Origin of the sequence: uncultured Veillonella sp. (assembly GCF_963522475.1) — a bacterium.
Lineage (GTDB): Bacteria > Bacillota > Negativicutes > Veillonellales > Veillonellaceae > Veillonella.
This window is the reverse complement of record NZ_CAUQYW010000014.1, coordinates 14,187-41,050: the sequence shown is the minus strand read 5'-3', so window position 1 is coordinate 41,050 and position 26,864 is coordinate 14,187. Positions and strand designations below refer to the sequence as shown.

Annotated in this window: 19 protein-coding genes and 1 other RNA gene; 18 read left to right on the top strand and 2 right to left on the bottom strand. The window is 40.7% G+C overall.

Annotated elements, in window-relative coordinates:
• Positions 1-28 precede the first annotated feature (28 nt).
• The 13 genes from RWP19_RS07920 (at position 29) to RWP19_RS07860 (ending at position 18,525) form a co-directional block, all read left to right on the top strand.
• Complete coding sequence (locus RWP19_RS07920; RefSeq protein WP_178885654.1) at positions 29-964, top strand: DUF2156 domain-containing protein; 936 nt, start codon at positions 29-31, stop codon at positions 962-964.
• Between the two features lie 144 nt (positions 965-1,108).
• On the top strand, positions 1,109-2,302 hold the full coding sequence (eis, locus tag RWP19_RS07915; protein ID WP_314357214.1) for a GNAT family N-acetyltransferase: 1,194 nt from the start codon (positions 1,109-1,111) through the stop codon (positions 2,300-2,302).
• A gap of 1 nt (position 2,303) precedes the next feature.
• Positions 2,304-3,176 carry an RluA family pseudouridine synthase gene (locus RWP19_RS07910; protein ID WP_314357213.1) on the top strand — a complete coding sequence of 291 codons (873 nt, stop codon included), beginning with the start codon at positions 2,304-2,306 and terminating at the stop codon, positions 3,174-3,176.
• Positions 3,177-3,630: 454 nt separating this feature from the next.
• Positions 3,631-8,214, top strand: coding sequence for a glutamate synthase large subunit (gene gltB / locus RWP19_RS07905; protein ID WP_314357211.1), 4,584 nt, complete (start codon positions 3,631-3,633; stop codon positions 8,212-8,214).
• 20 nt (positions 8,215-8,234) lie between these two features.
• Positions 8,235-8,459: signal recognition particle sRNA large type (gene ffs / locus RWP19_RS07900), an RNA gene on the top strand.
• Between the two features lie 200 nt (positions 8,460-8,659).
• Positions 8,660-11,428 carry a DNA polymerase III subunit gamma/tau gene (dnaX, locus tag RWP19_RS07895; protein WP_314357209.1) on the top strand — a complete coding sequence of 923 codons (2,769 nt, stop codon included), beginning with the start codon at positions 8,660-8,662 and terminating at the stop codon, positions 11,426-11,428.
• 50 nt (positions 11,429-11,478) lie between these two features.
• Positions 11,479-11,808: a YbaB/EbfC family nucleoid-associated protein gene (locus RWP19_RS07890; RefSeq protein WP_008602262.1), complete on the top strand. Its 330-nt coding sequence runs from the start codon at positions 11,479-11,481 to the stop codon at positions 11,806-11,808.
• Positions 11,809-12,405 (top strand): recombination mediator RecR, encoded by a 597-nt coding sequence (gene recR / locus RWP19_RS07885; RefSeq protein WP_004694915.1) that lies wholly within the window; start codon positions 11,809-11,811, stop codon positions 12,403-12,405.
• A gap of 1 nt (position 12,406) precedes the next feature.
• Positions 12,407-12,661 carry a hypothetical protein gene (locus RWP19_RS07880; RefSeq protein WP_314357207.1) on the top strand — a complete coding sequence of 85 codons (255 nt, stop codon included), beginning with the start codon at positions 12,407-12,409 and terminating at the stop codon, positions 12,659-12,661.
• Between the two features lie 9 nt (positions 12,662-12,670).
• Positions 12,671-15,259, top strand: a complete 2,589-nt coding sequence (locus RWP19_RS07875) for a 3'-5' exonuclease (protein WP_314357205.1) — start codon at positions 12,671-12,673, stop codon at positions 15,257-15,259.
• Entirely contained in the window at positions 15,259-16,263 is a 1,005-nt protein-coding gene (locus tag RWP19_RS07870) for an RluA family pseudouridine synthase (protein ID WP_314357203.1), read from the top strand. The genes RWP19_RS07875 and RWP19_RS07870 overlap by 1 nt, the downstream gene beginning before the upstream one ends.
• Positions 16,264-16,574: 311 nt before the next feature.
• Positions 16,575-17,699, top strand: a complete 1,125-nt coding sequence (locus RWP19_RS07865) for a cation diffusion facilitator family transporter (RefSeq protein WP_314357201.1) — start codon at positions 16,575-16,577, stop codon at positions 17,697-17,699.
• A gap of 253 nt (positions 17,700-17,952) precedes the next feature.
• Positions 17,953-18,525, top strand: coding sequence for an immunity protein YezG family protein (locus tag RWP19_RS07860; protein ID WP_314357200.1), 573 nt, complete (start codon positions 17,953-17,955; stop codon positions 18,523-18,525).
• A gap of 33 nt (positions 18,526-18,558) precedes the next feature.
• Here the strand turns inward: RWP19_RS07860 and RWP19_RS07855 are convergent, their stop codons facing one another.
• Entirely contained in the window at positions 18,559-20,001 is a 1,443-nt protein-coding gene (locus RWP19_RS07855; protein WP_314357199.1) for an amino acid permease, read from the bottom strand.
• A 281-nt stretch (positions 20,002-20,282) separates the two neighbouring features.
• On the opposite strand from RWP19_RS07855, the gene RWP19_RS07850 reads away from it, so the two are divergent.
• Both RWP19_RS07850 and RWP19_RS07845 read left to right on the top strand, forming a co-directional pair.
• The gene (locus RWP19_RS07850; RefSeq protein ID WP_314357198.1) at positions 20,283-20,795 is read left to right on the top strand and encodes a pyridoxamine 5'-phosphate oxidase family protein; all 513 of its coding nucleotides are present in this window, start codon (positions 20,283-20,285) and stop codon (positions 20,793-20,795) included.
• 240 nt (positions 20,796-21,035) lie between these two features.
• Entirely contained in the window at positions 21,036-22,325 is a 1,290-nt protein-coding gene (locus RWP19_RS07845) for a hypothetical protein (RefSeq protein WP_314357197.1), read from the top strand.
• 158 nt (positions 22,326-22,483) lie between these two features.
• Here the strand turns inward: RWP19_RS07845 and RWP19_RS07840 are convergent, their stop codons facing one another.
• Positions 22,484-23,851 (bottom strand): NCS2 family permease, encoded by a 1,368-nt coding sequence (locus tag RWP19_RS07840; protein WP_314357196.1) that lies wholly within the window; start codon positions 23,849-23,851, stop codon positions 22,484-22,486.
• Positions 23,852-23,998: 147 nt separating this feature from the next.
• Between RWP19_RS07840 and RWP19_RS07835 the strand changes: the two genes are divergently transcribed.
• From RWP19_RS07835 to aroD, 3 genes are all read left to right on the top strand, one after another.
• Positions 23,999-24,418: an Rrf2 family transcriptional regulator gene (locus tag RWP19_RS07835; RefSeq protein WP_024066769.1), complete on the top strand. Its 420-nt coding sequence runs from the start codon at positions 23,999-24,001 to the stop codon at positions 24,416-24,418.
• Positions 24,419-24,511: 93 nt separating this feature from the next.
• Entirely contained in the window at positions 24,512-25,744 is a 1,233-nt protein-coding gene (locus RWP19_RS07830) for an MFS transporter (RefSeq protein WP_314357194.1), read from the top strand.
• Positions 25,745-26,063: 319 nt separating this feature from the next.
• The gene (gene aroD, locus RWP19_RS07825; RefSeq protein WP_314357192.1) at positions 26,064-26,858 is read left to right on the top strand and encodes a type I 3-dehydroquinate dehydratase; all 795 of its coding nucleotides are present in this window, start codon (positions 26,064-26,066) and stop codon (positions 26,856-26,858) included.
• Positions 26,859-26,864 lie beyond the last annotated feature (6 nt).

The window sequence follows — 26,864 nt, the reverse complement described above, 5'->3', positions numbered from 1 at the left end:
CCCATGGTAAACACCTCGACCGAGGAATTTGATAGGAGGGATTATTATTTTAGAATTTAAACGTTTTGAACTAAGAGACAAACCATTAATCGATAAATATTTTGAACAACATCATTACGAAGCATCTGATAATTGCTTTACTACATTATTTATGTGGCAAGATGCGTATGGTATTCGTTGGGCTGAGGAAAACGGTGTATTGTACATCCAAGGTGGCGGTAAACGTGAACCATTCCTATTGCCTCCGTTTGCCGGTAAAGATGCAAAGTTCCTTGATGGTTTGTTACGTGCTAAAGAATGGTTCGTAGAAAATAATTTGCCATTCCGTTTCAAAGGTATTAGCAAAGTTGTAAAAGAGCGTATGGAAGAGTTATGTCCTGGTCGTTATGAATTTACACCTGACCGCGACAACTACGAATACATTTACAAATCTGAAGATCTTATCAACTTATCTGGTAAGAAGTTCCGTCAAAAGAAAAATCATTTGAACCAATTCCGCATGCAATATTCTAACTATGAATATATGCCAATCACTGAAGATATCATTCCATTGTGCCGCGAAACAGCAGCATCTTGGGTAGAAACTCATCATGAAGAAGGTATCGAAGATGAATTGGTTGCTATTAACTTATTATTCGATAATTGGGAAACACTAGGGCTTAAAGGTGGCGCCATCAAATTGTTTGGCCGCGTTGAAGCTTTCAGTATCGGTGAATTATTGAATGATAAAATGGCGTTGATTCACATTGAAAAAGCAAATCCAGATATCCGTGGTTTGTATCAAGCAATCAATAATGAATTCATTCGTCATGAATTTAGCGAAGTAGAATTCATCAACCGTGAAGAAGACATGGGCTTGCCTGGTCTTCGCCAAGCAAAAGAATCTTACAATCCAGATCATTTTGCTGAAAAATATGACGCAGTATATGCTAATGAAGCAGATAATGCAACAGGCGGTAAATAAAAATCTGAGCTATGAAGCCGATGTGCTTCATAGCTCATTTTTGTTATAATAGAAGTGTTAGCCTATCTATTTGATTATATTTTGTATCATCATAGTGATGCCACAGATAGAGAGTGTTTTTTATACTATAACGAGGATATACTTATGGAATATAGAATTGCAACAGCTCAAGATACGCCACATGTGGAAAATCTATGGGCGTACTGCTTTGAACCAAAGGAAGATCCATTCTTCCAATATTATTTTACAAATTGCTATGAACCAGAAAATACAATGGTTGGTCTTGAACAAGATCAATTATTGAGTACCGTTCATTTGCGTCAATATAATATCAATGTTCGTGGTGCTGTATTGCCTACAAGCTATATGGTTGGCGTAGCCACACATCCAGCGGCTCGTCGTGGTGGCGTAGGTGGTGCGTTGTTAAAGGCTTCTCTTAAAGAACTTCGCAACCGAGGTCAAGCATTGACGATTTTGATGCCTTCCAAGGCTGCATTCTACCAACAATATGGTTGGGAACTCTATGCTCATCAATGGGTGAACACTATGTCTCTTGAGGACTTGCGCCCTATGACGGATAAATCCTTGAGCTTTGGTTTACTTAATAGCGTTGACCAATGGACATTGCTTGATCCTATATATAAAACATATACAGCCCGTCTTTCTGGTTATGCCGAGCGCGGTGAAAAGGAATGGAAACGCTTGCTCGGCAGCTTCTTTGCGGAAGGCGTGAATATCGCTGTAGTGCGCAATGATGAAGGTGTTATCGAAGGATATGCGGTGTATCGTTTAGGTCAACCAGAAATTCCTGTTTCTGAATTAGTTTATACTACACGTCGTGCCCAACGGGCATTGCTCAATTACTTCTACAATCATCGCTCCCAAGGTACAACTATTCGCTGGAATGAGGGCCTTCACGATACATACTATCGTTTCTATCCTGATGGTAAAAGCGGACATTCCACAATGCCGTACATGATGAGCCGTATTGTGGATGTGAAAGCTGCCTTCGAAGCCATTCCTGTAAACCCAGAGGCTTTGATGATGCCGATTACAATGACCTTTGGTGTAAAAGATAGCCTTTGTGAGTGGAATGAAGGGTGCTATGAAGTCCAATATGGCGGCGCATTGACACCATCTGTGAAAAAGGTGTCTGACACATTAGAAGGGGACGTAGATATTACTGTTGAAGTCGGTGCTTTGAGCCAACTCTTAATGGGCACATTAATCGCTCGTGATCTTGCCTTTGAAGGTAAATTTTCAGCTAATGAGGAATGGCTAGAGTTCTTTGATATCTTGTATCCTGAACAAAAAACATATATTAACGAATGGTGGTAATATGAGCTGGAAAACGTATACAGTGAAAGAACCAACAGAATTGACGGTCTCTAAATATGTAAAGGAACGCTTTTCATTATCCTCTCGAGATATTCAAATGATGTTCCGCAAGAAACGGGTGAAAGTAAATAGTCGTGTAGCCCATTCCCAGCGCTCCCTCAAAAAGGGTGATGTATTAACTTTGGAATTACCACAGGATAAGGACTATGGCGTCGATGTAGAAAAAGGTCCTATTACAGTTCTCTACGAAGATGCCCATACCTTGGTGGTTGATAAAGCTCCATTCATGCTTGTTCATCCAGCGGGACAAACTAAATCTGGTACATTGAGTAACTATGTAGCTGGATATTATGCGAAAAAAGGTGTAGTACACAAGGTACGTCCGGTGCATCGTCTTGACCGAGATACATCGGGTTGCATTCTTTTCGGTAAAACAAAGGAAGCGCAACAATACTATACAGATGAACTACAAGCTGGTCGTATTGACCGTATTTATACGGGGCTTGTAGAGGGTCAAATTGACGGGGATGGCATTGTGGATGAATCTATCGGAGTGGATCCTGTCTTTGATAACCGCCGTGTAGTTGATGAATTTGGACAACCGGCTCAGACAGAATATACAGTTCTAGGTCATGAAGGCGGTCTGACACTGTTAAAATTCAAGCTGTTAACTGGACGAACACATCAAATCCGTGTTCACATGGAACATATAGGTCACCCTATTGTTGGTGATGCCATGTATGGTACGCGTAATAAACCATACACGCGCCAATGCTTGCATGCATCAGAAATCACCTTTATACCCTATGGTAAGGATGAGCCTATCACAGTAAACTGCGAAGTAGGGGATAATTTTGGCTGTGAAAAGTCCTGATTGTATTTATAAATTCTATCAATTATAATTTATATGATAATGTGGTCATAGAGCGTGCCACGTAAAATAAAGAAAGCTCAATTGCTAGATGTGGACATAGAGCGTGCCACGTGAAATAAAAAAAGCTCAATCGATGATAAAAAGACATACCCATTGATGATTGTGTATTCATGTATACAAAAAACAATGGTGATAAAAAATCATAGTCTATGACTTAAAGTCATAGACTATGTTTTTTTTGTATTTTCAATACACAGTGGACAGGAGTATACTATGTATAGACAAAATTCTATAGAATTTAAAATTTAGATGATATTATTGATTGTAATTAATTGATAATTGCACTATATAGAAGGTTCTTTAGAAATAGTTTATAGTTTATACTTTCACCAAGACCGAACGGAACGATGCCGCAGTGCTTGGAGTGATCAAGTGATATGAAGGAGTGCACGTTATGGATATGAATCAGAGCACAATCGAGCAACAACGTCTAGAACAAGCTAGACTTGAAGCTAATGGTATGTACAGCAGCCAATTTGAAAAAGATGCTTGTGGTATGGGTTTTGTCGTTAATATTAAGGGGAAAAAATCCCATGATATTATCGATGATGGCTTGCGCATTTTAGAGCGTCTTGAGCATCGCGGCGGCGCTGGTGCTGATAAGGACACAGGGGATGGTGCCGGCATTTTGGTACAAATTCCTCATGAGTTCTTCAAACGCGAATGCGAAGTGCTTGGTATCAATTTACCTGCAGCTGGAGAGTATGGCGTAGGCATGGTATTCGCTCACAAATATGAAAGCCTCCGTAACGAGCAAAAACGTATTTTTGAAGAGGTTGTACGCGAAGAGGGGCAAGTAGTCCTTGGTTGGCGTGAAGTACCAGTAGATGGTACTAAAGTTGGTCATGAAGCTGCTGCGATTCGTCCATGGATGATTCAAATCCTCATCGGTAAAGGCCCAGACATTACAAATAACAAAGAGTTTGAACGTAAATTATACATCATCCGTAAATTAGCGGAAAAACGCATCATTCCATTGAGCAAAGAATTATCTAGCGATTTCTATATTGCATCTTTGTCCTCTAAAACAATCGTATATAAAGGTATGTTGACACCTGGTCAATTGAGAGACTTCTATCTTGACTTAAGTGACCTTGACTTTACATCTGCATTGGCAATGGTCCACTCTCGTTTTAGTACAAATACTTTCCCAAGTTGGGCTCGGGCACATCCTAACCGTTTCTTGGTTCACAATGGTGAAATCAATACTATTCGCGGTAATGTAAACTGGATCAATGCTCGTGAAGGTAAAGCAGAATCCCCATTATTCCCGGATATCAAAAAAGTGTTCCCTGTAGTAGACGACAGCGGTTCTGACTCTGCTATGTTTGATAACACGTTGGAATTCTTGCACATGACAGGTCGTTCCTTGCCTCATGCCATCATGATGATGATTCCTGAACCTTGGGAACGCAATAACCTTATGAGCCAAGAAAAACATGATTTCTATGAGTTTAATAGTTTCATGATGGAACCATGGGATGGTCCTGCCGCAATGGGGTTCACTGATGGTACTGTTATCGGTGGTGTACTTGACCGTAATGGTTTGCGTCCTGCTCGTTACTATGTAACAACTGATGATCGCGTTATTATGGCGTCTGAAGTAGGTGTAGTCAACGAAAATGCTGAAAATATTCGCGCTAAAGGTCGTTTGGAACCAGGTAAGATGCTTCTCATTGATACGGAAGAACAGCGTATTATTTCTGACGAAGAAATCAAACAACGCGTTGCTACTGAATTACCATATAATGAGTGGGTCAAAGAACACGTTATTCACTTATCTGAAATTACACAAGCTGATGAAAGTGATATTCCAAAAGTAGAAGATTTATTCACAAAACAACAAGCTTTTGGATATACTCAAGAAGACCTTGTACGTATGATTGTGCCTATGGCTAAAGATGGTAAAGATCCTGTAGGTGCAATGGGTGCGGATGCTCCTCTTGCTATCTTGTCTGATAAACCACAATTGTTATATAGCTACTTCAAGCAAATGTTCGCGCAAGTAACCAATCCTCCAATTGATTCCATTCGTGAGGAAATGGTTACATCTACACGTGTTATGCTTGGTAATTCTGGTAACTTAACAGATCCTAACAAAGCTGGTACTTATGCGTTGTCCATGCGTACACCAATCCTTACTAACCAAGAGTTGGCATCCATTAAGGCGCTTGACTGCCGTCGTATGAAATCTGTTACATTGCCAATCCTCTTCGACCCATCTAAGGGTGCAGATGGTTTGCGTGATGCATTGAATGAATTATGTGAAAAAGCAGAAGAAGCAGCACGTACAGATCAAAATGTATTGATTCTATCTGACCGTGGTGTTGATGAAAATCATGCACCAATTCCTGCCTTATTGGCTGTAGCAGCTGTTCACAATCATTTGATTAACAAAGTATTGCGTACAGAAATCGGTCTTATCCTTGAATCTGGTGAACCTCGCGAAGTACATCACTTCTGTACATTGATTGGTTATGGCGTAACAGCTATTAACCCATACTTGGCTCTTGAAACTGTACGCGATTTACAAGCTCGTAAACGACTTGGTGATACTACACCTGAACAAGCTGAAAAGAACTACATCAAAGCAGCTGTAGGCGGTATCATGAAGGTTATGTCCAAAATGGGTATCTCCACAGTTCGTTCCTACCATGGTGCGCAAATCTTTGAAGCGTTAGGTTTGAATACAAACTTCATTAAGAAGTTCTTTGTAAATACACCGACACGTATTGGTGGTATTGGCCTTGTAGGCGTTGCTAACGAAGCATTGGCTCGTTTTGACCGCGCTTTCAAATCTGATGAATCTGTACTTGAACCAGGTGGTTGGTATGGTCCTGTAAAAGATGGGGAAGAACATTTATTCAATCCTAAAACAATTGAGCTTTTACAAGAATCCCTCATCAATGGCGACTATGCTAAATATAAAGAATACTCTAAAGCTATCCGCAACGATTATCACGTAACATTGCGTTCCTTGATGGAATTAAATTACCCTGTAGGTGGCGGTATTCCTATCGAAGAGGTTGAACCTGAAGAATCTATCGTAAAACGCTTTAAAGCAGGCGCTATGAGTTATGGTGCTATCAGTAAAGAGGCTCATGAAACGATTGCTATTGCTATGAACCGTCTTGGTTCTACATCTAACTCTGGTGAAGGTGGCGAAGATGTAGCTCGTTTCAAACCTTTGCCAAATGGTGACAGCATGAACTCTGAAGTAAAACAAATTGCATCTGGCCGTTTCGGTGTAACTGCAAATTACCTCATTCATGCAAAAGAATTGCAAATTAAATGTGCACAAGGTGCAAAACCAGGTGAAGGTGGTCAATTACCAGGTAAAAAAGTATACCCTGAAATCGGGAAAGCCCGCCACTCCACTCCTGGTGTAGAGCTCGTATCTCCACCACCACATCATGATATTTACTCTATCGAAGACTTGGCTGAGTTGATTTACGATTTGAAATGCGTTAACAAAGATGCTCGTATTTCTGTTAAATTGACATCTGAAGCCGGCGTTGGTACTATCGCTGCTGGTGTGGCAAAAGCAAAAGCAGATAATATCTTAATTTCTGGTTACGATGGTGGTACAGGTGCGGCAGGTCGTACATCTGTAAAACACGCTGGTGTACCTTGGGAATTAGGTTTATCTGAAACTCATCAAACATTAATGCTCAACAGATTGCGTGATCGCGTTAAATTGGAAGTAGACTCCAAGTTGATGACTGGTTTCGACGTAGCTGTTGCGGCTATGCTTGGCGCTGAGTTATTCGGTTTCGGTACATTGCCACTCGTTGCTGTAGGCTGTAAAATGGCTCGTGTATGTAACCTCAATACATGCCCTTACGGCGTTGCTACACAAGATGAAAAATTGCGTGCTCGCTTCACAGGTAAACCTGAGTATGTAGAAAACTTGATGATCTTCATCGCTCGCGAATTGCGTGAAATCATGGCTCGCTTAGGCATTCGCTCCGTAGCTGAACTCGTTGGTCGTATCGATCTTGTTCGCCAAAAATCTCAAGACGATAACTTCAAATTGTCTCGCGTAGACCTTAAACGAGTATTGTTCCACCCATATATCGATGCATCTGTAGGTCATATGAATATGGTTGACCAAGATCACGAATTGGAACGCACACTGGATATGTCCAAGCTCTTGCGTATGTGCCGTCCTGCCATTGAGGACCAAAAACCAATTCGCGCTAAATTGGCTATCAACAACATTAACCGTGTTGTAGGTACATTGGTTGGTTCTGAGGTGACACGTCGTTATGGTGAAAGCGGCTTGCCAGATAACACAATCAAGTTAAACTTCGAAGGCTCTGCTGGTCAATCCTTCGGTGCTTTCATCCCTAAAGGCATGACATTAGAACTTGAAGGGGATGCAAACGATTATCTCGGTAAAGGTTTGTCTGGTGGTACCATTACTGTATATCCACCTAAGAAATCTATCTTCGAAGCAGATGAAAATATCCTCATCGGTAACGTTGCCTTCTATGGTGCTACATCTGGTACATCCTACATTAATGGTGTAGCTGGTGAACGTTTCGCTGTTCGTAACAGTGGTATCACTGCCGTTGTTGAAGGTGTAGGCGACCATGGTTGTGAATATATGACTGGTGGTGAAGTTCTGGTACTTGGTAAAATAGGTCGTAACTTCGGAGCAGGTATGTCCGGCGGCTATGCGTACATCCTTGATTGCGATGAACGCTATGTTAATACAGGTCTTGTAGAATTACGTCCTGCTAATAATGATGACCTTAAACGGATTAAAGAATTAGTAGAACAACACGTATTACATACCAACTCTGCTAGAGGCCGTCATATCCTTGAAAACTGGAATAACTTTGTAAACAGATTTACAAAAGTTGTACCTGTAGCATATGAAGAAATGCATGCTGCTATTGAACGCTATAAAGAACAAGGCTTATCCTTGGAAGAAGCTCAATTGGCTGCATTTAAAGAAAAATATGCAAAATAATTTCTAATCTAATTGAATATCCTTTAGATAAGACATATGAAATGCCTCTATAGTTTTGACTATAGAGGCATTTTCATGTATAATATTTGTATTGCAATATTGGATCATGGCAGTTCTCGGGCCTGTGCAATGGGGGCCTGTGAATCGTGTCAGGACTGAGAGGTAGCAGCACTAAGCGGTAACCCTCATGTGCCACGGGGAACCCGGGGGCTGTCGTGATCGAATATTGCAAGGCGGCCTAAGGGGCCGCTTTTTTTATGCCTAATCTAAGGTCTAGGATAGTTTGTTGAGGATAGTAAGATGCTCTTTTGACTAGTAAGTATCGACATTATTTGTAAATAAAAATATTATCTTAGAATTATGCGGGGAACTCTATAAAATGAGTAAGATTTCTATGAATATGGTATAATATAGTATTGTAATTTACGGAAAAGGGGGTGTTCCAATGGCATATATTGCGTTATATCGTAAGTACCGTCCGCAGACGTTTACCGATGTGGTCGGTCAGCATCAGGTATCAGATACATTGATGCGCGCTATCCGCGAGGATAAGGTAGCTCATGCGTATTTGTTTGCTGGTCCGCGAGGGACTGGTAAGACGAGTATGGCCAAGATTTTCGCGCGCGCTATCAACTGCGAGCATGGGCCAACGGATCATCCTTGTAACGAGTGTAGTGCTTGTAAATCGATTTTGAGTGGTCAGTCCATGGACGTTCTTGAAATCGACGCTGCATCCAATCGTGGTATCGATGAGGTGCGTGCCCTTCGTGAAAGCGTCAAATTTATGCCTGTTGAAGGCCGTAAAAAGGTATTTATCATCGACGAAGCCCACATGCTTACGACAGAAGCGTGGAACGCGCTTTTAAAAACTATCGAAGAGCCACCAGCTCACGTTATGTTTATCTTCGCTACTACAGAAATTGAAAAGCTGCCTGTTACTATCGTATCTCGTTGTCAGCGCTATACCTTTAGACGCATTACGTCTGATGATATCGCACAGCGTTTATCCTATGTAGCGGAAAAAGAAGGCTTTGGCTTAGATCCTGCAGCAGCGCAGCTCATCGCTGTACATGCAGATGGCGGTTTGCGCGATGCGTTGAGTATCTTAGACCAATGTGCCGGTATGGCAACAAGTACTATTACGCCGCAAGTAGTAGAAGAACTCATCGGTCTTGTTAGCAAAGAATGGATTATTCACTTCCTAGATGCGTTGCGCAACGGGGATGGTCCAAAATTGTTGTCCTATATCCACGATGCCTTAGCAGAAGGTCGTGATGCGACGCAGATTATGGAAGCCCTCATTCAGCACGTGCGGGCCTTACTAGTTGGTAAGGTCGCAGCTGATGCAGACGAGCTCAAGGTATACGATGCCTTTAAGGATGAGTTTTTAGCTCAAGCTGAAAGCATAGATTTTAATGAGCTTAACCAGTATGTGCGTAGTGCGCAATCCATCATGAATGATGCAAAACAGGTGGATAATCCACGAACTATCATCGAAATGGGCTTACTCGTTTTATGTGCTAAATTAGGTTCTGTTGATGAAAGCTTAGAAGACCGTGTGTATGCATTAGAGTCTTCAGAACGATCTGAACGCAACGACTTATTGAACCGCATGGCTCAATTAGAACAACGAGGCCCAGCTGTCGCAACTGTACCTGCTTATGGTGCTAATTCCTTTGGACCGCCAGGTGGTTATGCCAATAGCTTTGTTTCTGTAGATAATGCTGCTGTACAGAATACTTTTATGAGCAGCACTCAAAATAGTACTGTTGGTACTGTGCCGTCTTCAAGTAGCGTGGGGATGACACCACCGCCTGCGAGTGTAGGTATGACACCTCCACCGCTGGGTGCACCAGGTAGTACACTGCCTCCTATGAATGGAGTGGGCATGGCTCCGCCTCCAATAGGCAGTGTTGGTATGGCGCCACCACCAAGTACTGGGGGCACCCCACAACGACCTGCAAGGAAGCAACCTACGGGACGTGGTAAAAAAGGTATTAGTACACAAGCTATCATTAGTGATCAAATCTTGTCGGCTCAAGAGTATCGCAATGTACAGTCTAATGTTATTAAATACTTGAAGGATAGCAATCGAAATATGACCTCTACCGTTATCGGCCAAGGTCAGCTCGTGTACGTAGACCAAAGCAAAGCTGTTATGGCCTTCAAAAATACATTGCACCTCAATGTAATGACCAACGAAGTAAACTTGGCAGAAGCAGCAGATGCTTTCACCTATACACTGGGCTATCCAGTACATGTGGAAATTGTTGATGCCCTCACACAAGTTTACAAAGACTATAAAAAGGCCTCTGGTAGTACGACGCAGCACCAAGTGAAAGCGCCACAACGTCCACCAGAACCAATGGTTGATGTGCAGAAGACCTCTGGAGGTCAATCGACGCAAATGGATTTAACAAATCCATCAGCACCACAAGGCACTAATAATGCTCCAGTGGGAAATAGCTCAGCAGGAGCTAATAGAGCTCAAGGTAGTAGCGCGTCACAAGCTCAACAACCTATCGCACAGGTTGGAGGATCTACAACTGATGAGCAATCAAGTAAGCCTGATTCCGGAGCGGTAGATGCGGCAAAGGCGGCAGCCTTAGCATTCTTAGCAAAGAAAACGGGCGGTGCTGCTGTAAGTGCTACAACTGGTGCTGATACGAGTGAGGTCGGAGCAGAAACATCACCATCTAATGGAGATGTACCGATTACATCCTTTGATGGCAGTCCGTCTGTACCAGTTCCAGATGGAGAAATCCCTATCGAGTCTCTAGCAGGTTCTATTGAAGGTGATGATATTCCAGTTCATTCCTTTGATGATGTGCCTGTAGAGGATATGGAGGAATCTTATGTATCATCCTTAGATGATATACCACCACACCCATTAGATAGCGTCACTGTTATTAGCGATGATGGGGAAGTCTTAGAACGCCCTATGGATAGCGGTGCACATATAGAGGTAGAAGCTGTCCCAAAGTCTAATGGGGGCGAACAGCAACAGGGAACCCCTTATCAAAGTGATGGACATGCAATGCTTTCACAAGCACCTATTGAAGTTGCGCCTATCGATAGCGTGACGGTAGCTCGTGAATATGAATGGGATCCAGAGCATATGACAGAAGAGGAACGAAACAATCCTCTCTTGGCAGAAACATTAGAGAAACTATCTGAAGATCACGACATCATCGTCGAGGTCATCGAAGAATAAATTAATTAGAATATGAGTATAGGACGTAGATCCTAAAAGGAGGAATTACAATGTTTGGTAAAGGTATGGGCAATATGGCTGGCATGATGAAAAAAGTTCAAAAAATGCAAGCAGATATGAAGAAAATGCAAGAAGAATTAAAAACTCGTACAGTAGAGGCTTCCGTTGGTGGCGGTGCTGTAACAGTTGTAATGAACGGTGAAAAAATCATCGAGTCTTTGAAATTGAACCCAACTGCAGTTGATCCTGAAGACGTAGAAATGTTAGAAGATTTAGTGATGGCTGCTGTAAACGAAGCTAGCAAAAAAGTAGACGACCTCTTGGCTCAAGAAATGGGCAAAGTAACTGGTGGTCTTAACTTGCCAACAGGTTTATTCTAAATGACAAACGCTTTAGAACGGCTCGTAGAGCAGCTGCGCCGCTTGCCGGGTATCGGCTCCAAGTCGGCTAGACGCTTGGCCTATCATTTGGTAGAAATGCCGAAGGAAGAGGTAGACCGTCTCGTGGAAACCATCGTAGAAGCGAAGGGGGCTACGCGTCACTGTTCTATTTGCTTTAACTTATCAGCGCAAGACCCTTGTGAATTTTGTAGCAATCCGAACCGTGATCAAACGACAATTATGGTCGTTGAAACCTCTCGTGATGTGATTGCTATCGAGCGCAGTGGTGACTATAAGGGCTTATATCACGTATTGGAAGGTGCCTTGTCCCCTATGGAGGGCATCGGTGCTGACGATATTCGCGTAAAAGAATTGATTGCCCGCCTTCGGGATGGTGTCGTACAAGAAGTTATCCTTGCTACTGACCCAGACGTAGAAGGGGAGGCGACAGCTCTCTATTTGGCGCGTTTATTAAGTCCAAGTGGCATTAAGGTAACGCGTATTGCCCGCGGTGTTCCTGTAGGTGGCGATATCGAATATGCCGATGAATTAACGTTAGGCGGTGCTGTAGTGAACCGCCAAGAAATGAAAGGATAATATGGAAGCTTTATTAGCATCACCGATTATTTCGGCGGTTGTATCCGTTGCTGTAGCCTACATTGCTTTCAAAGTAGCATTTTTCACCATTAAACGAGTGGCTATGAATGCAGTAACTGGTATTTTGACGTATTTAGTATGCGTTCATATCCTCAATATTCCTATGGATATTGGTTTGGGCGTATGGGCTTTAACAGCAATTCTAGGCCCTATTCCAATGCTCATTGCAGCCGGATGGTACGGCTTTTTAAAATAGGAGGATATCATGCTTATCAATCGTGAACAACAACGCGTTATTGATGAAGTTGAACAAAATATCCTCTTGTTAGCGTCCGCTGGGACGGGAAAAACGAATACACTTGCTTATCGAGTGGCGCACCTCATCGAGGGCGGCTATGCGAAGGCGGAGAATATCTTGTGCATGACCTTTACGAACAAGGCAGCAAATGAGATGAAAGACCGCATTCAATCGCTCGTAGGCAGTCCTGCAAAGGCTGTGGAGATTAGTACATTCCACAGCTTTTGCTTTTTCGTGCTCCAACAAGAGGGGAAGCGCAATGAAACCTTGTATACGGATGTAACTATCTTTGATGAAGAGGATTGCAAGGAATTGTCTGAACCGTATCGTCCAGGTAAATTACGAGAAATGTCCTTTGCTAACATCATCGGTATGGTGAAAGAATATCGCTCCTTATATGGCTTTTATTCTGATGATCTCGTAGGCGATTATAAACGAACTATTGAGCGTTTGCAGAAGGAACAACGTGCCGCAATTGAGCAGCAGTTCTCGAGTTTTGGGAATGTTCTTTATAGTGAACTCCATGACTTCTTGAACCATGGTCACGAATGGATTGCCGCCTATGATGAAAGCTTGGCATCTGTACATGGTCTAGATTTCACAGATCTCATTTGCGGTGTTCATCGCCTATTCCAAGATCCTGTAGTTCGGGAGCGCTGGCGTAGCCGTTATAGTTATATCTCTGTAGATGAAATGCAAGACACAGGCGTATTAGAGTACAAGGTACTTGAAATGCTTTGGGAAGGTAATCACGTCCTATTATGCGGGGATTATTTCCAAACCATTTACGAATGGCGTGGGTCTGATCCATTCCGTTTGCTTAAGCAGTTTGATGCGGATTTCAAGCCTTTAAAAATTATCTTCTATGAAAACTACCGATCTAACTGGACGCTTTTTACGATGGCTTTCAAAACATTACAGAATATGTTCCCTGATCTCGTAGGCTCTATCTATACTGAGTTGCCTCGCGCCAATAGTGAAAGAAAGGGCAAGCCTGTTCTTATAAAAGGCTGTAAAAACAGCTATATTGAGGGGCGATATATCTATGAAGCTATTTGTGCCTTGCCAAAGGATACCAATATTGGCGTTTTAGTACGGGATAATAAAAAGGCACAACGATTGAGCGACTCCTTTGAACGCCTCAACAATGAAAAACCTGAAGACGAACGCCGTCACTTTATGATTATTGACGAGTTTAAATTCTTTAGACGTCAAGAAATCAAAGACGTTATGGCTTACTTTAAACTGCTTATGAACCCGAATGACTCGGTTAGCGCTAAGCGCATTATAAAACGCTATGTTGCTGGTATCGGTGATGCGCGTATTGCAGCCATTGAAAGTCCTGAGACGCGTCAAGTGGGCTTAAAATTGACAGACTTTATGGATATGCCTATCTTTGAGGCAGAGCCTTATGCGAAGCTTGTCAGTGGTTTAGAAAACCATGAGGTTGTGGTGTATGACGTCGAGAGTACCGGTACTGATACGTCCCAGGATCGTATTATTCAAATTGCGGCTATCCGCATCGATGAAAAGGGACAGGTCCTAGAGACTTTTGAACGCTTTATCAACCCAGGTATTCCTGTGGGTCAATCCGAAGAGGTACATGGCTTCTCCGATTTGTATTTAGAAGAACACGGCGAAGAGCCAGCTATCGTGCTGCAAGCCTTTAAGGAATTCTCCAAGAATGCTATTATCGTAGGCCACAATGTAAACTACGATGTGACCATCTTTACTAATGAATTAGCACGCCATAATTTAGGTAATCCAGAGTTCAAGGCTATTTATGATACACTCGACATCTATCGTCGTTTCTATCCTAATTTGCCAAATCATAAACTGGGCTTCCTAGCATCAGAGTTTCCTATCCATCATGAGCCTACGCACAATGCGATGGACGATATCTTGGCCACTGCACAGCTTTTAATTTATGCAGTGAAAGAAAATATCGTGCCTACAACGACTGGTCGTATGGTGGCAATCAATAAGTATAAAGCGGCTTTCACCAATATTGCGTCCCAAATGGCGACATTACGTAGAAAGGCCTATACGGAATTACCAACGAAGTTATTGGCGTACATTATGAATCAAATGGGGGTTCTAGAATACTATAAATCCCATGGAGAAGCGGCAAAGGTAGAGCATATACGGGATTTATATCGCATTATGGAAAAATTAGATGCTGCATATGAGGGCCCAGCTGGGTTAGCCCGATTAAATCAAATCTTGCAAATGGCGGCCCTTACCGCAGGTGAACCAGCTCAACAAGTACGAAATGAAGATCGCATTCCTATCATTACCGTTCACCAAGCAAAGGGGAGCGAGTTTGACCATGTATTCTTAGCTGGTCTCAACGAAGGTACTTTCCCAAGTCCCTTTGCCATTGCAGAAGGTCGTGAAGACGAAGAAAAACGCTTGTTCTATGTGGCCATAACGCGGCCTAAGCAAGAGCTGACTATTACCTTTGAGCAAACGAATATACGTGGCCGGGCTGTTCAACCGAGCTCGCTACTGAACTATATGCCACGAGATAATGAACTCGTAGAAAGGAGATACTGATGGCAAGAAAAACACATCGTCCTGACGATATTTTGTGGACCGTAACTGCTACAGATATAGATGCTGCATGTACTGAAAAACAAGATGTTACATTAGGTGAAGTACTAGATACTCGATATCCTCGTAAGTCTTTAGTAAAGTTATTTGAGGAAAAACTAATCTATATTAGCGGCCATAAAGCAACGCCAAAGGATATTATCTCCGAAGGTGACGAGATTTGGATTGCTATGGCGAAGGAAAAAATCGATTACGAACCAATGGAAATGGACTTACATATCCTATATGAAGATGATGATCTCCTTATTGTGGATAAGCCAGCAGGTGTGACCGTAAACTCTAAAGACCAAGTATCCCTTGCTAATGGTGTGGCGTATTACTTTAAAGAACATGGTATTAAGCGTAAGGTACGTTTCTTGAATCGCTTAGATAGAGATACAACGGGCTGTATTGTGATTGCTAAAAGTGGCTTAGCCCAAAGTCTTTATCAACAGCAAATGGATGATAATACCTTTGAAAAGTGGTATATGGCCACTGTGGAAGGCATCGTAGAAGCTGATGAAGATACTTTAGTATTCCCCATGGAACGCAGTGCTGATGGGATTCATTATGAAGTCAATCCTAAGGGAAAAGAGACTCGTACAGATTATTCCGTCCTATGTAGACATCAATCACAGTCTGTGGATAACTCTGTGAATAAGTCTAAAAATTCTGTGGATATAGCATCAAAAAATGTGGATATAGAATTACAAAATGTGGATAAACATGGTGCAAATGTGGACAAATCTGTGTATAACTCCCAAGAATGTGGATATACAGAGGTTTTAGTCCGTTTGTACACAGGAAAAACACATCAAATTCGTGTAGCTTTTAGTCATATAGGTCATCCTCTCGTAGGGGATACATTATATGGTGCACAGCCAACGGGGCAGCCGTTCCAATTGCGTGCCCAAAAGGTTGTATTTACACACATGCGCACGGGAGAGCGTATTACGGTTACTGCCTAATAGCCTTTAATTACTTCAATACTTATCACTAGGTAAGTATCAAAAAGTGCGTAATATGTATTACGTCTTAATAAACAGATCGTAATTTGTTAACAATGGATCTATACTATAGATTGCGAAGTCACAATATATCAAATATTCTAATTGAGAAATGAGAATGATTGATAACTTAGTAAAATCAATGATTTTGTAAAAGTTTTTTGAAAAATATAATGACAAATGATAATCCATAAGCTATAATAGTAATATAAATAAATCGATAGGCTTCGATTTATAGCTTAGTGAATTAAATGTAAGAGGTGTAGTATAATATGATTTTGCAAGAAAATAGTGCAGCACGTAATCGGGGGATTACGCTTGCTAGTATAAAAGGTATTATAGGTAATGTCGTTCTCGTTATTTTTAAAATGATTGTAGGTCTTGCGTCTAACTCAATCGCTATTATACTTGATGCGGTAAACAACTTAACAGATGTGTTGTCTTCTGTACTAACTATTGCAGGTACAAAACTAGCCGCAAAAGGAGCTGATAAGGAACATCCTTTTGGTCACGGTCGTATCGAATATATGACTACCATGGTCATTGCTTTCATCATCCTTGGTGCAGGCATTGGATCCCTCAAGGAATCTATTGAAAAAATTCTTCATCCTGAGGTATCTACCTTTGATATTCCGAGCTTGGCTATTATCGCCGTCGCTATCGTTGTAAAAGTTGTAATGGGCCGTTATATTAAGGCGCAAGGTGAAAAATATAAATCCGATGCTCTTGTAGCGTCTGGTATTGATGCTCTTTTTGATGCGGTGATTACCTTTGCCACATTAGTATCTGCTGGACTTGTATATTTCTTTAATGTAGATATTCAAGGCTATGTAGGGGCTTTAATTTCTCTATTAATTTTGAAAGCAGCCTATGAGATCTTGCGGGATATGTATAATCATTTGCTTGGTATTCGCGCCGATGATGATCTTATCCGAAACATCAAAGAAACTATCGCGCAACATCCAAATGTAGGCGGTGTATATGACTTAGTGCTAAATAGCTATGGACCAGGTGAAGTGATTGGTTCTGTTCATATTTCGTTGCCAGATACGATGACAGTGGGCGAGGTTCATCCTTTAACTAAAGGAATCGCAGTTCATCTTTATAAAAAGTTTGGCATTAATATGACTGTCGGCGTATACGCAGAAAATCAACCAAGTGTAGAAGTTCTTGAAATCAAAAAAGCACTTGATCAAGTTGTAAGTTTATATACTAATGTAGTACAAGTACATGCCTTCTACGTACGAGAAGATAAAAAGATTATCTATTATGATATTATCTTTAACTTTGACGAAGAAGATCCACATGGTACATTAGAAAAGATTAAGGCGGAACTTCATAACCGTTATCCAGATTATACACAATTTGCTATTGTAGATACAGACTTTAGTAACTAATAGAATAAAAAGGCTTTAACCAATAATCGACGAAAATATTTTGACGAGAAGCGGTTGAAGCCTTTTCTTTTATTAGTTGAGAGAGCTAGTTATACTATAAGTAAGAGAGAGGGGATTCTATGTTACTATGAAACCAGAGAATTAAGGATACAAGTATAGAAAATAGACTGACTTGAAATTTATGCTCTAAGTGAATATAATATGTTGTATAAAATATAATTTGTTTAGGGAATCCTATCTGAGGAGAGATATAATGAAGAAATTTGCTCTTATAACGTTAGCTGTAATGGCGGCCGTTGGTGTGTTGGCGATTCAGCCTGCAGATGCGAAGAAGGTACAACAAGATTCTGCGGTGTCACCTATTGAAATGCCAATGAATGATGAAATTCAACAAATTAATGGTGTATCCAAATCTACTAATAAAGAGACACAACGTTTATCTAATAAGTTAGCAGATGCTACAAGAGTGATGGTTAAGAAAAATTGGAAAACCATCTATATTAAAGCTGTACCTACAGGAGATAAATCAGCTGTACGTTTCTATTACACAGATAAAAATGGTCAAGTATATAATGGCCAAGTCATTAGAAATACAGGCCTATCCAAAGGTAAATATATGACTGGTTCGTTGCGACAAGTTGAAGCGCTACAAGAATTAGTAAATCATTTACAACAAAATGGTCAAGAGGTACCATCCTCCATTGATCTTATCATTACCCAAGGCGGATATCGTACTAAGACAATCTTTAACTATGGTGAAGATACAAGAAATCTATCAGCTTATCAACAACAATATGAACAACAAAACTTCCCTACTATGAAGTAAACGAAAAGCCCGTGCATAGCACGGGCCTTTTTGTTAGATTATGTAATCATCAGAATCTTCTTTTTTAGGTTTTTTGTAAATTTCTTTTACACCAGCCATTTCGATAAGTTCTTCGCTGAGCGCGTCTTCGTCATCTGTGTTAAGCATGGAGTAGAATGCCCAGAGGATAACGAACCAAATCGGTGTAAACAAGAGGGCAATTCGAGTGTCTTCGTTTAAGGCGAGAATACCTAGAATGAAGACAAAGAATGCAAGGATGATGTAATTCATCACTGGGAATAGAGGCATTTTGAATTTAGATTGTGCCGCTAATTCAGGATTTTTCTTGCGATATTTAAGGTGACAAATAACCATCATTGCCCAAATAAAGATGAAGCAGAATGTAGAGATAGATGTAATCATAACGAATACTGCTTCTGGCATTACATAGTTGAGTACAACTGTAATTAATAGTACTGCAGCGGAGAAAATAGTTGCTTGGTATGGTACACTGCTGTGTGTTAAGCGGCGCATAGAGCTTGGCGCATGACCGCGTTTAGCAAGGGCGTAAATCATACGGCCTGTACTAAAGATACCAGAGTTTGTTGCAGATGCAGCAGATGTAAGAACTACAAAGTTTACGATGCCTGCAGCGGCTGCAATACCAACTGCTGTAAATACGGCCACAAATGGGCTAGCAGATGGGTTGACGGCTGTCCAAGGATAAATGCTCATGATGATAGCTAAAGAGCCCACATAGAACAAAATAATGCGTAATGGAATGTTGTTAATCGCCATAGGGATAACCTTTTCAGGATTTTCTGTTTCACCAGCTGTTAAACCTACGAGCTCTATACCTGTGAAAGCGAAAACAACCATTTGGAAGGATAAGATAAAGCCCATCGTTCCGTTCGGGAACCAGCCCCCATAATTCCACATATTACTAAAGGCGGCAACGCCTGCATCTGTAGTAAAACCTGTGACAATCATGATGATACCGATGATAATGAGGGAGATGATGGCAATTACCTTAATCAAGGCAAACCAGAATTCCATTTCACCGAAGTATTTTACGGCTGTTAAGTTCATTAATAGCAATGCTACTAAGACGACAAGGGCGGGTATCCATTGAGGCAACCACGGTATCCAGAACTGCATATAGAGGCCTACGGCTGTTAAATCGGCCATGGCTAGTGAAAGCCAACAGAACCAGTATGTCCATCCTGTGATAAAGGCTGCTCGATCCCCTAAATAATCTTCTACAAAATCAATAAAAGAGTGATGGTCCAAGTTAGATAATAACAATTCGCCTAATGCTCTCATGATAAAGAAGCATATAATACCTGTAATTAGGTAAGCAAAAATGATGGATGGACCTGCCAAGTGAATGGCGCGGCCGGAGCCTAAGAACAAGCCTGTACCGATGGCACCGCCGATGGCGAGCAACTGTACATGTCGGTTCTTAAGGCCCCGTTTTAACTGATGCGTATCAGACATAATAAAGACCTCTTTTCTACAAACCATCTACAAATATAAAAAGCCATGGATGACCATAGCTTTTATAATCTATAGAATCTATAAAACTATTTTCTTATAATACAGTATCTATTGTAAAAAGTCAAATGTATTTATAGGGTAGACATATATTGAAAATAGTATTATTTATAAATAAAGAGTAGTTGTTTCTACCTTCAAAATAATACTTTTTCATATATGATATTGAAAATTTGCTATAATGATACATAGATTATTTTTTACGTAAAACTGTGGAGACTATTATGAGACGACAAGATCGTATGGTTACCAATATAGATGAAATTAAAGCTATTTTAAGTAGCACTCGTATCATTCACCTAGGTCTGATGGACGATGATTACCCTTACGTGGTGCCCTTACATTTTGGATATGAATTTATAGATGAGGTACTTTATATCTATGTACATGGCCATTATGAGGGGAAAAAGTTTAGTTTGATTCAAGCGAGTCCACATGTATTTATTGAAATTGATGGTAGTGATGAAGCCCTCGTTTCAGGTGGAGATATACCATGTAAATATAGCTCGGTTTACTCTAGTGTGATGGGTCGTGGAGAGGCTACCTATTTAGAGGCTATTGATGAAAAATCTCATGGGCTACAAGTCTTGATGAAACACCAAACAGGGCGTGAATTTGCTTTTACGGAAGCTATGGTAAACTCTGTGGGCGTAGTTCAAATTAAAGTGGTGGACTATACTGCAAAACGACGAAGACAACTTGAACAAGATATTATTATGCCTCCATTAATTAAATAATGATACAACATCCTATTGAACTCTATTATGATATAGCGCTCAGTAGGATGTTTTTTTATATATCAAACTCATAAGCCGTAGAGATATTATTGTCTGATGACTATGCTTTCACAAAAGGAAAGATAAAAGTTTTATGAAGTAGCTAGAGCTACAGAACAGAGTACCTATTTTTGATATAAATAAGAAAATATATCATTATATGTGTGGAGTATATTATAAATTTTTGTAATAGGAGAGAATATGAAGAAAATAATAACATCTGCTGTTTTATGTGCCGCGATGGCTACGGCAGTAAGTACCTTTGGGGTGCAGCCAGTTAGTGCTACATATCCATTAATAGATAAAAATGGCAATACGGTTCCTGTTGAACGAGATGTAGATAACAAAAAGCTCATCGATGATAATCAAAAACTTATTGATCGTTATCGCTGGTATGATCAAATTGGTGATAATGATTTAGTTAAAACTAATATTGAGAGTGCCGTGCGGAGGGTTGATTATTCATTACAAGTGCCGTCTTATATGCCTAAAGACTATGCACTACGCGATGTAAAGACCAAGGACCATGATGTATTAGAAATCGTATATACAGAAACGGGCCGTGATGGAGAATATGGTCCGAAATTAACCTTCTCTAATACAGATATTGTATATCGTATGGGGTGGGCTATCGATACCGTAGTAACGCCTATTTTAGAAAAGACAAATTATAATGCTAAGGATGCAGTTAGCTTTACTACCCCTAATGGAATTTCTGTACATACGTTAGGTTATAGTAAAGACGCTATTCAAATCGCTTATTGGGAAAAAGATAATAAAGTTCATATGCTTTACTTTGCTTCTTTAAGAAACCAAAACTTTGTAAGCAAAATTGTAGACTCTGTAGGTCCTTTGAGTAACGTAGCCGCTGATGATGCTCGACTACGTGGTAATCGAAATGATAATCCATATGTTGAACCTGATTGGCCTCCTTATGAAACGATTGGGTTGCCATTGCGTACACATACGAATTCTGTGTGGCCTATACTTACCAGCAAAACCATCGGTTTACCTAGCGGTGTAATTAATGCATCTCATAAGATGTCCTATGACGTATCTGTACCAAGTTATTTACCGTTTGGCTATACATACTATGCTACACATTTTTATGACAATGATGTATTAGAAACGGTATATTGGAAGCAAGGTGAAGAGTATCAAGAGCGCAGCGGTCGTTGGGTAAATCATACTATGGTCTTCCGCATGAGCTACTCTATGGATACTGTATGGCCTGAAGAATATATTCCATGGGAGTACCATGACGTACAGTGGAGCGACTCCACTCCAATAGGGGAGGTTCACTATACAGGGGATGTAGATAAGGGCTTAGTACGCAGTGTTACGTGGTACAAGGATAATATGGCGTATTTCTTGTTCTTCCAAGTGCCTGTGAAAGCATCTGAAGCAGACTTTTATAGAAATCATGTAGTGCCATTAAAAGATATCGATCCAAGTCGTACAGATTTAATTGGTGTAAAAACGATTCGTTAATACTAAAAAGAACCTATCTCCTAGATATATTAGTAATATCTTTGGAGATAGGTTCTTTTAGTATATGTAATTTACATATATTTTATTCTTAGCGTATTAGTGATTATAGGAACCGAATGTTAGCTTTCAATAATAGCTTGATTATGAGCATACGTTAATTAGAAGAATACGTAGCGGATGATAACGAGTATCGCCAATACGTACATAATCAAGTTAACCTCTTTTGCACGACCTGCAATAATTTTAAGTAGAGGGTATGCGATAAGACCTGCAGAGATACCGTTAGCGATGCTATATGTGAACGGCATCAAAACGATAACGAGGAATGCAGGGAAGCCTTCTGTCCAATCATCGAAGTCGATATTGCGAATAGCACCTAACATAAGGGCTCCAACGATGATAAGAACAGGAGATGTGGCTGCATTTGGCACTAAGGATACCAATGGAGATAAGAACAAGCAGATTAGGAATAATACGCCTGTTGTAACAGCGGTTAAGCCTGTACGGCCACCAGCACCTACACCTGCAGCGCTTTCAACGAAAGCAGTAATCGTAGAAGTACCAAGTAATGCGCCAGCACTAACGCCAATAGCATCGACAGTCATCGCTTTACCAAGACCTGGGAATTTACCAGATTTAGGATCTGCAATTTTCGCTTCTGTAGCAGTACCAATCAACGTACCCATAGAGTCGAACAATTCTACGAAGGTAAAGGAGAAGATAATCGTGATTAAGCCCATATGAAGCGCACTAGGAATATCTAATTGAAGAAATGCTGCTTTAGAGAAATCAGGCACTGCTAATACAGTGGAGTTCTCAGGCATTGTGGAGAGGCCAGTAACATAGGATACAATTGTTGTTACTAATACACCAATCAAGAGAGAGCCTTGGATTTTACGAGCCATTAATAGAGCTGTAAAAATGAGGGAGAATAGAGCCAACAATGTTTCACCACTGTGCAAATTACCAAGCGTTAAGAGTGTTTCGGATGCTGGAGGTACTAAATTACCATGCGTTTGCACAACTTGTCCTAAAGAGTTTGGAGACAAACTAATAGAGATAGCCATTAAACCGGATAATTTTAAGCCGATGATAGCGATAAAGAGACCAATACCAACAGTAATGGCAACTTTCATAGAGGCTGGGATGCCTTCAACGATCATTTGGCGTATGGACGTAAGCGTTAATACGAGGAATACGAGACCGGAGATAAATACAGCACCCAATGCTGTTTGCCAGGATACGCCCATACCGAGAACTACAGTAAAGGAGTAAAAGGCTAAGAGGCCAACCCCTGGAGCGAGGGCAATAGGATAGTTTACAAATAACCCCATAGCAATCGTTACAAGGCCACCACCTAAGGCTGTAGCGATGAGGACTGCATCTTTATCCATCCCTGCAAGACTAAGAATGTTAGGCGCTAAGAATAGGATATACGCCATCGTGATAAACGTAGTAATACCTGCTAAAATTTCGGTTTTAACAGTGGAACCACGCTCACTGAGTTGAAATAGTTTATCTAACATTAGATAATACCCTCCCGATATGAAATTAAAAATTATATCTAAATGAAAATATTTCGATATACATATAGTGTACCATATTTCCCACCATTTTTTGTATGAATTTATGATATACTATAAATATATTATGAATGACTTAGAGGTTAACTTATGAAAATATCTACTAAGGGGCGTTATGCCCTACGGATATTGGCGGATATTGCTGAACACGGGGTAGAAAAAAATGTACCAATTCGTGAGATTGCAGAACGTCAAGGATTTTCCGATAAATACTTAGAGGGGATTGTCTCTCGCTTGTCCTCCGCTGGCCTCGTTAAAAGTGGACGTGGTAAATACGGTGGATATCGCTTGGTGAAATTACCTGCTGAATACAATGTATATGAAATTTTATATGCTGCAGAGGACTCTATTGCTCTTGTATCTTGTTTAGAAGACGATGTAGAGCCATGTCCGATGTTTAACGATTGCTTGACTGCTCCATTGTGGCAGTACTTGCAAGATGAATTCCGTCACGTTATGGAACGCGTATCCTTACAGGATGTAATGGATCACAAGTTTCCAACGGAATAAATGAGAGAGTCGCGTATTATATGCGGCTCTTATTTATATAGAATGTAAAAGTATATTGCTATATATACTTTTATATATGAAAGGAGGGACCGAATGAGTACAACTACATATGATGCTCGTGGCGGTATGCGCAATGTATGGATTATTACGGCAGCCATGACAGTGCTAGCCATATGTTACACCATGATCATTCCGTTTTTGCCTATTTATCTCTTAGAATTAGGTGTTCCAAAGGCTGATGTAGCTCTTTGGTCGGGTCTCGTTTTCGGTATTACCTTTCTCATTGCAGGCATTATGGCTCCTATATGGGGCAAGCTTGCCGATAATAAAGGTAAAAAACGGATGGCCTTGCGTGCTGGCTTTGCCATTGCTATCTGTTATGTATTAATTGGCTTAGTTACAGACCAATATCAATTACTTATGGGACGGGCGCTTGTTGGCTTTGCTAATGGATTCTATCCAGCGGCAATGACTATGGTGTCCCTTAGTGTTGATGAAAAACAGGTTGGTAGAGCACTAGGTATATTTCAAACTGGTCTTATCTTAGGCAATGTCATTGGTCCGTTTCTAGGTGGCGCCGTTGAAAGTGTTGTAGGGATGCGACCTGTATTTTATGTATCTGGTATTGCCGTATTTATTGCGACTTTGGCCGTATTATTCTTTGTGAAAGAACCAAAATTACATACTGTGGGTGCTGATGGAAAAGAACAAGCTGCTCATCATACTAAATCTACATCCTTACGTGAAGATTTTAAAGCGGTTCAACAACAGCCTATATTAGTACGATTACTCTGGATATTCTTCTTTATGCAATGCGCTATTATGATGTTGCAACCTATTTTGGCACTCTATGTAGGGGATATGCAAGGGACCATGGAAGGGGTGGCCATTATTTCTGGCACCATTCTCAGTATCGGCGGCTTAGCAGGTTCCTTAACGACGAACTTATGGGTTCGACTTGGAGAGCACCGTGGTTATTTTAAGACCATCTCCTACTGTATGATGGGGAGTGGAATCGTCCTCTTACTTCAAAGCTTACCTGTTGGTATATGGTGGTTTGGCGTGTTACAAGTATTAATTGGATCCTGCATTGTAGGTATTAACCCATCCTTAAGTGCAGCGGTAACTCTTAATACAGACCCAAGTTTTAGAGGCCGCATGTTCGGTATGACTACTACAGCACAGCAATTTGGCTCTATGGTAGGGCCTGTATTTGCAAGTATTGTATCTACCTATGTTGGCATATCCTATGTGTTTAGTATTACAGGCTTGTTATTACTCTATATGGGCTTTCAATCTCGAAAGCTATCTGTACAACATGATTAATATATTTAGATGGTGATTTAAAAGATACTTTGTTAACTGCTTTAGTAGTTAAACAAGGTATCTTTTTTTACAGGTCTAACATTATATAGTCTGAATAATATATACAACTTGCATAAAAGCAAGATAGTAGGATATTACAAAAAGTAATGTTAATCGTTAATCTAAGAATACGTTTTTAGTGCATAATAGCGGCCTTTCATACATTTTTTGTGAATAGCAATCCAATATAGGCAGATTGATTGCTTTTACCAAAATATTGGTATATAGTTAGTTTAAGGTAAGTCATTTGTCTCACCCTGTGGGACGGAAAGAAGTTATTATGGTCCGTATCGGTAATGCTGTACTCGGCGAAAAGGGTACAAAGATATGTGTTCCTATTGTGGGCACAACAATGAAAGAAATTTTAGATGCCACTGCGATTGCATGTAATACACCCTGTCATGTAGTGGAGCTACGCATTGATTATTACGAGCGGGCCCACTCCATTGACGCTATTATTGAATTATTAATGCTCATCAAGCCTCAATTAAAAGGTCGGGCCTTGTTATTTACATGGCGCACGAAAGGTGAGGGTGGTGAAAAATCTATTTCTACTAAAGAGTACTTTACAATGCTAGAGCGGCTCATACCAACTGGATTGGTAGATGCTATCGATATTGAGTTATTCTTCGATCAAGATCGGATGCTCAAGACCATTGAGTTTGCTAAAGTACATGGTGTAACTATAGTTATGAGTAATCATGATTTTCATGGCACACCTAGTCGCGAGGTTATTGTAAATCGTCTTATTCAAATGAAAGAATTCTTAGCCGATGTACCAAAGATGTCCGTTATGCCTCATACAACGGGGGATGTATTAACCCTCCTTGAAGCAACAGCTGAAGTTAAAGCCTTGTATCCATCTGATCCAATCATTACGATGGCCATGGGGCCATTGGGGGTTGTTACACGCGCAGCAGGTGCATTATTTGGTAATGCTATGACTTTTGCCTCTGCTGGCAAAGCATCGGCACCAGGTCAAATCGATGTACATGAACTAAAACGAATCCTCGATACCATTGACGTAGATGGCGTATTCGATGAACAACAACATAAACGCGTAAAAGTGCATTAAAAAAAG

What these genes read in the sequence shown, in the direction of transcription:
- dnaX (WP_314357209.1), top strand. Translation starts at nt 8,660, where the DNA reads ATGGCATATATTGCGTTATATCGTAAGTACCGTCCGCAGACGTTTACC.
- RWP19_RS07850 (WP_314357198.1), top strand. Translation starts at nt 20,283, where the DNA reads ATGAGACGACAAGATCGTATGGTTACCAATATAGATGAAATTAAAGCT.
- eis (WP_314357214.1), top strand. Translation starts at nt 1,109, where the DNA reads ATGGAATATAGAATTGCAACAGCTCAAGATACGCCACATGTGGAAAAT.
- RWP19_RS07870 (WP_314357203.1), top strand. Translation starts at nt 15,259, where the DNA reads ATGGCAAGAAAAACACATCGTCCTGACGATATTTTGTGGACCGTAACT.
- RWP19_RS07910 (WP_314357213.1), top strand. Translation starts at nt 2,304, where the DNA reads ATGAGCTGGAAAACGTATACAGTGAAAGAACCAACAGAATTGACGGTC.
- RWP19_RS07890 (WP_008602262.1), top strand. Translation starts at nt 11,479, where the DNA reads ATGTTTGGTAAAGGTATGGGCAATATGGCTGGCATGATGAAAAAAGTT.
- RWP19_RS07855 (WP_314357199.1), bottom strand. Translation starts at nt 20,001, where the DNA reads ATGTCTGATACGCATCAGTTAAAACGGGGCCTTAAGAACCGACATGTA.
- RWP19_RS07875 (WP_314357205.1), top strand. Translation starts at nt 12,671, where the DNA reads ATGCTTATCAATCGTGAACAACAACGCGTTATTGATGAAGTTGAACAA.
- RWP19_RS07845 (WP_314357197.1), top strand. Translation starts at nt 21,036, where the DNA reads ATGAAGAAAATAATAACATCTGCTGTTTTATGTGCCGCGATGGCTACG.
- RWP19_RS07860 (WP_314357200.1), top strand. Translation starts at nt 17,953, where the DNA reads ATGAAGAAATTTGCTCTTATAACGTTAGCTGTAATGGCGGCCGTTGGT.
- RWP19_RS07840 (WP_314357196.1), bottom strand. Translation starts at nt 23,851, where the DNA reads ATGTTAGATAAACTATTTCAACTCAGTGAGCGTGGTTCCACTGTTAAA.
- aroD (WP_314357192.1), top strand. Translation starts at nt 26,064, where the DNA reads ATGGTCCGTATCGGTAATGCTGTACTCGGCGAAAAGGGTACAAAGATA.
- RWP19_RS07865 (WP_314357201.1), top strand. Translation starts at nt 16,575, where the DNA reads ATGATTTTGCAAGAAAATAGTGCAGCACGTAATCGGGGGATTACGCTT.
- RWP19_RS07880 (WP_314357207.1), top strand. Translation starts at nt 12,407, where the DNA reads ATGGAAGCTTTATTAGCATCACCGATTATTTCGGCGGTTGTATCCGTT.
- recR (WP_004694915.1), top strand. Translation starts at nt 11,809, where the DNA reads ATGACAAACGCTTTAGAACGGCTCGTAGAGCAGCTGCGCCGCTTGCCG.
- gltB (WP_314357211.1), top strand. Translation starts at nt 3,631, where the DNA reads ATGGATATGAATCAGAGCACAATCGAGCAACAACGTCTAGAACAAGCT.
- RWP19_RS07835 (WP_024066769.1), top strand. Translation starts at nt 23,999, where the DNA reads ATGAAAATATCTACTAAGGGGCGTTATGCCCTACGGATATTGGCGGAT.
- RWP19_RS07830 (WP_314357194.1), top strand. Translation starts at nt 24,512, where the DNA reads ATGAGTACAACTACATATGATGCTCGTGGCGGTATGCGCAATGTATGG.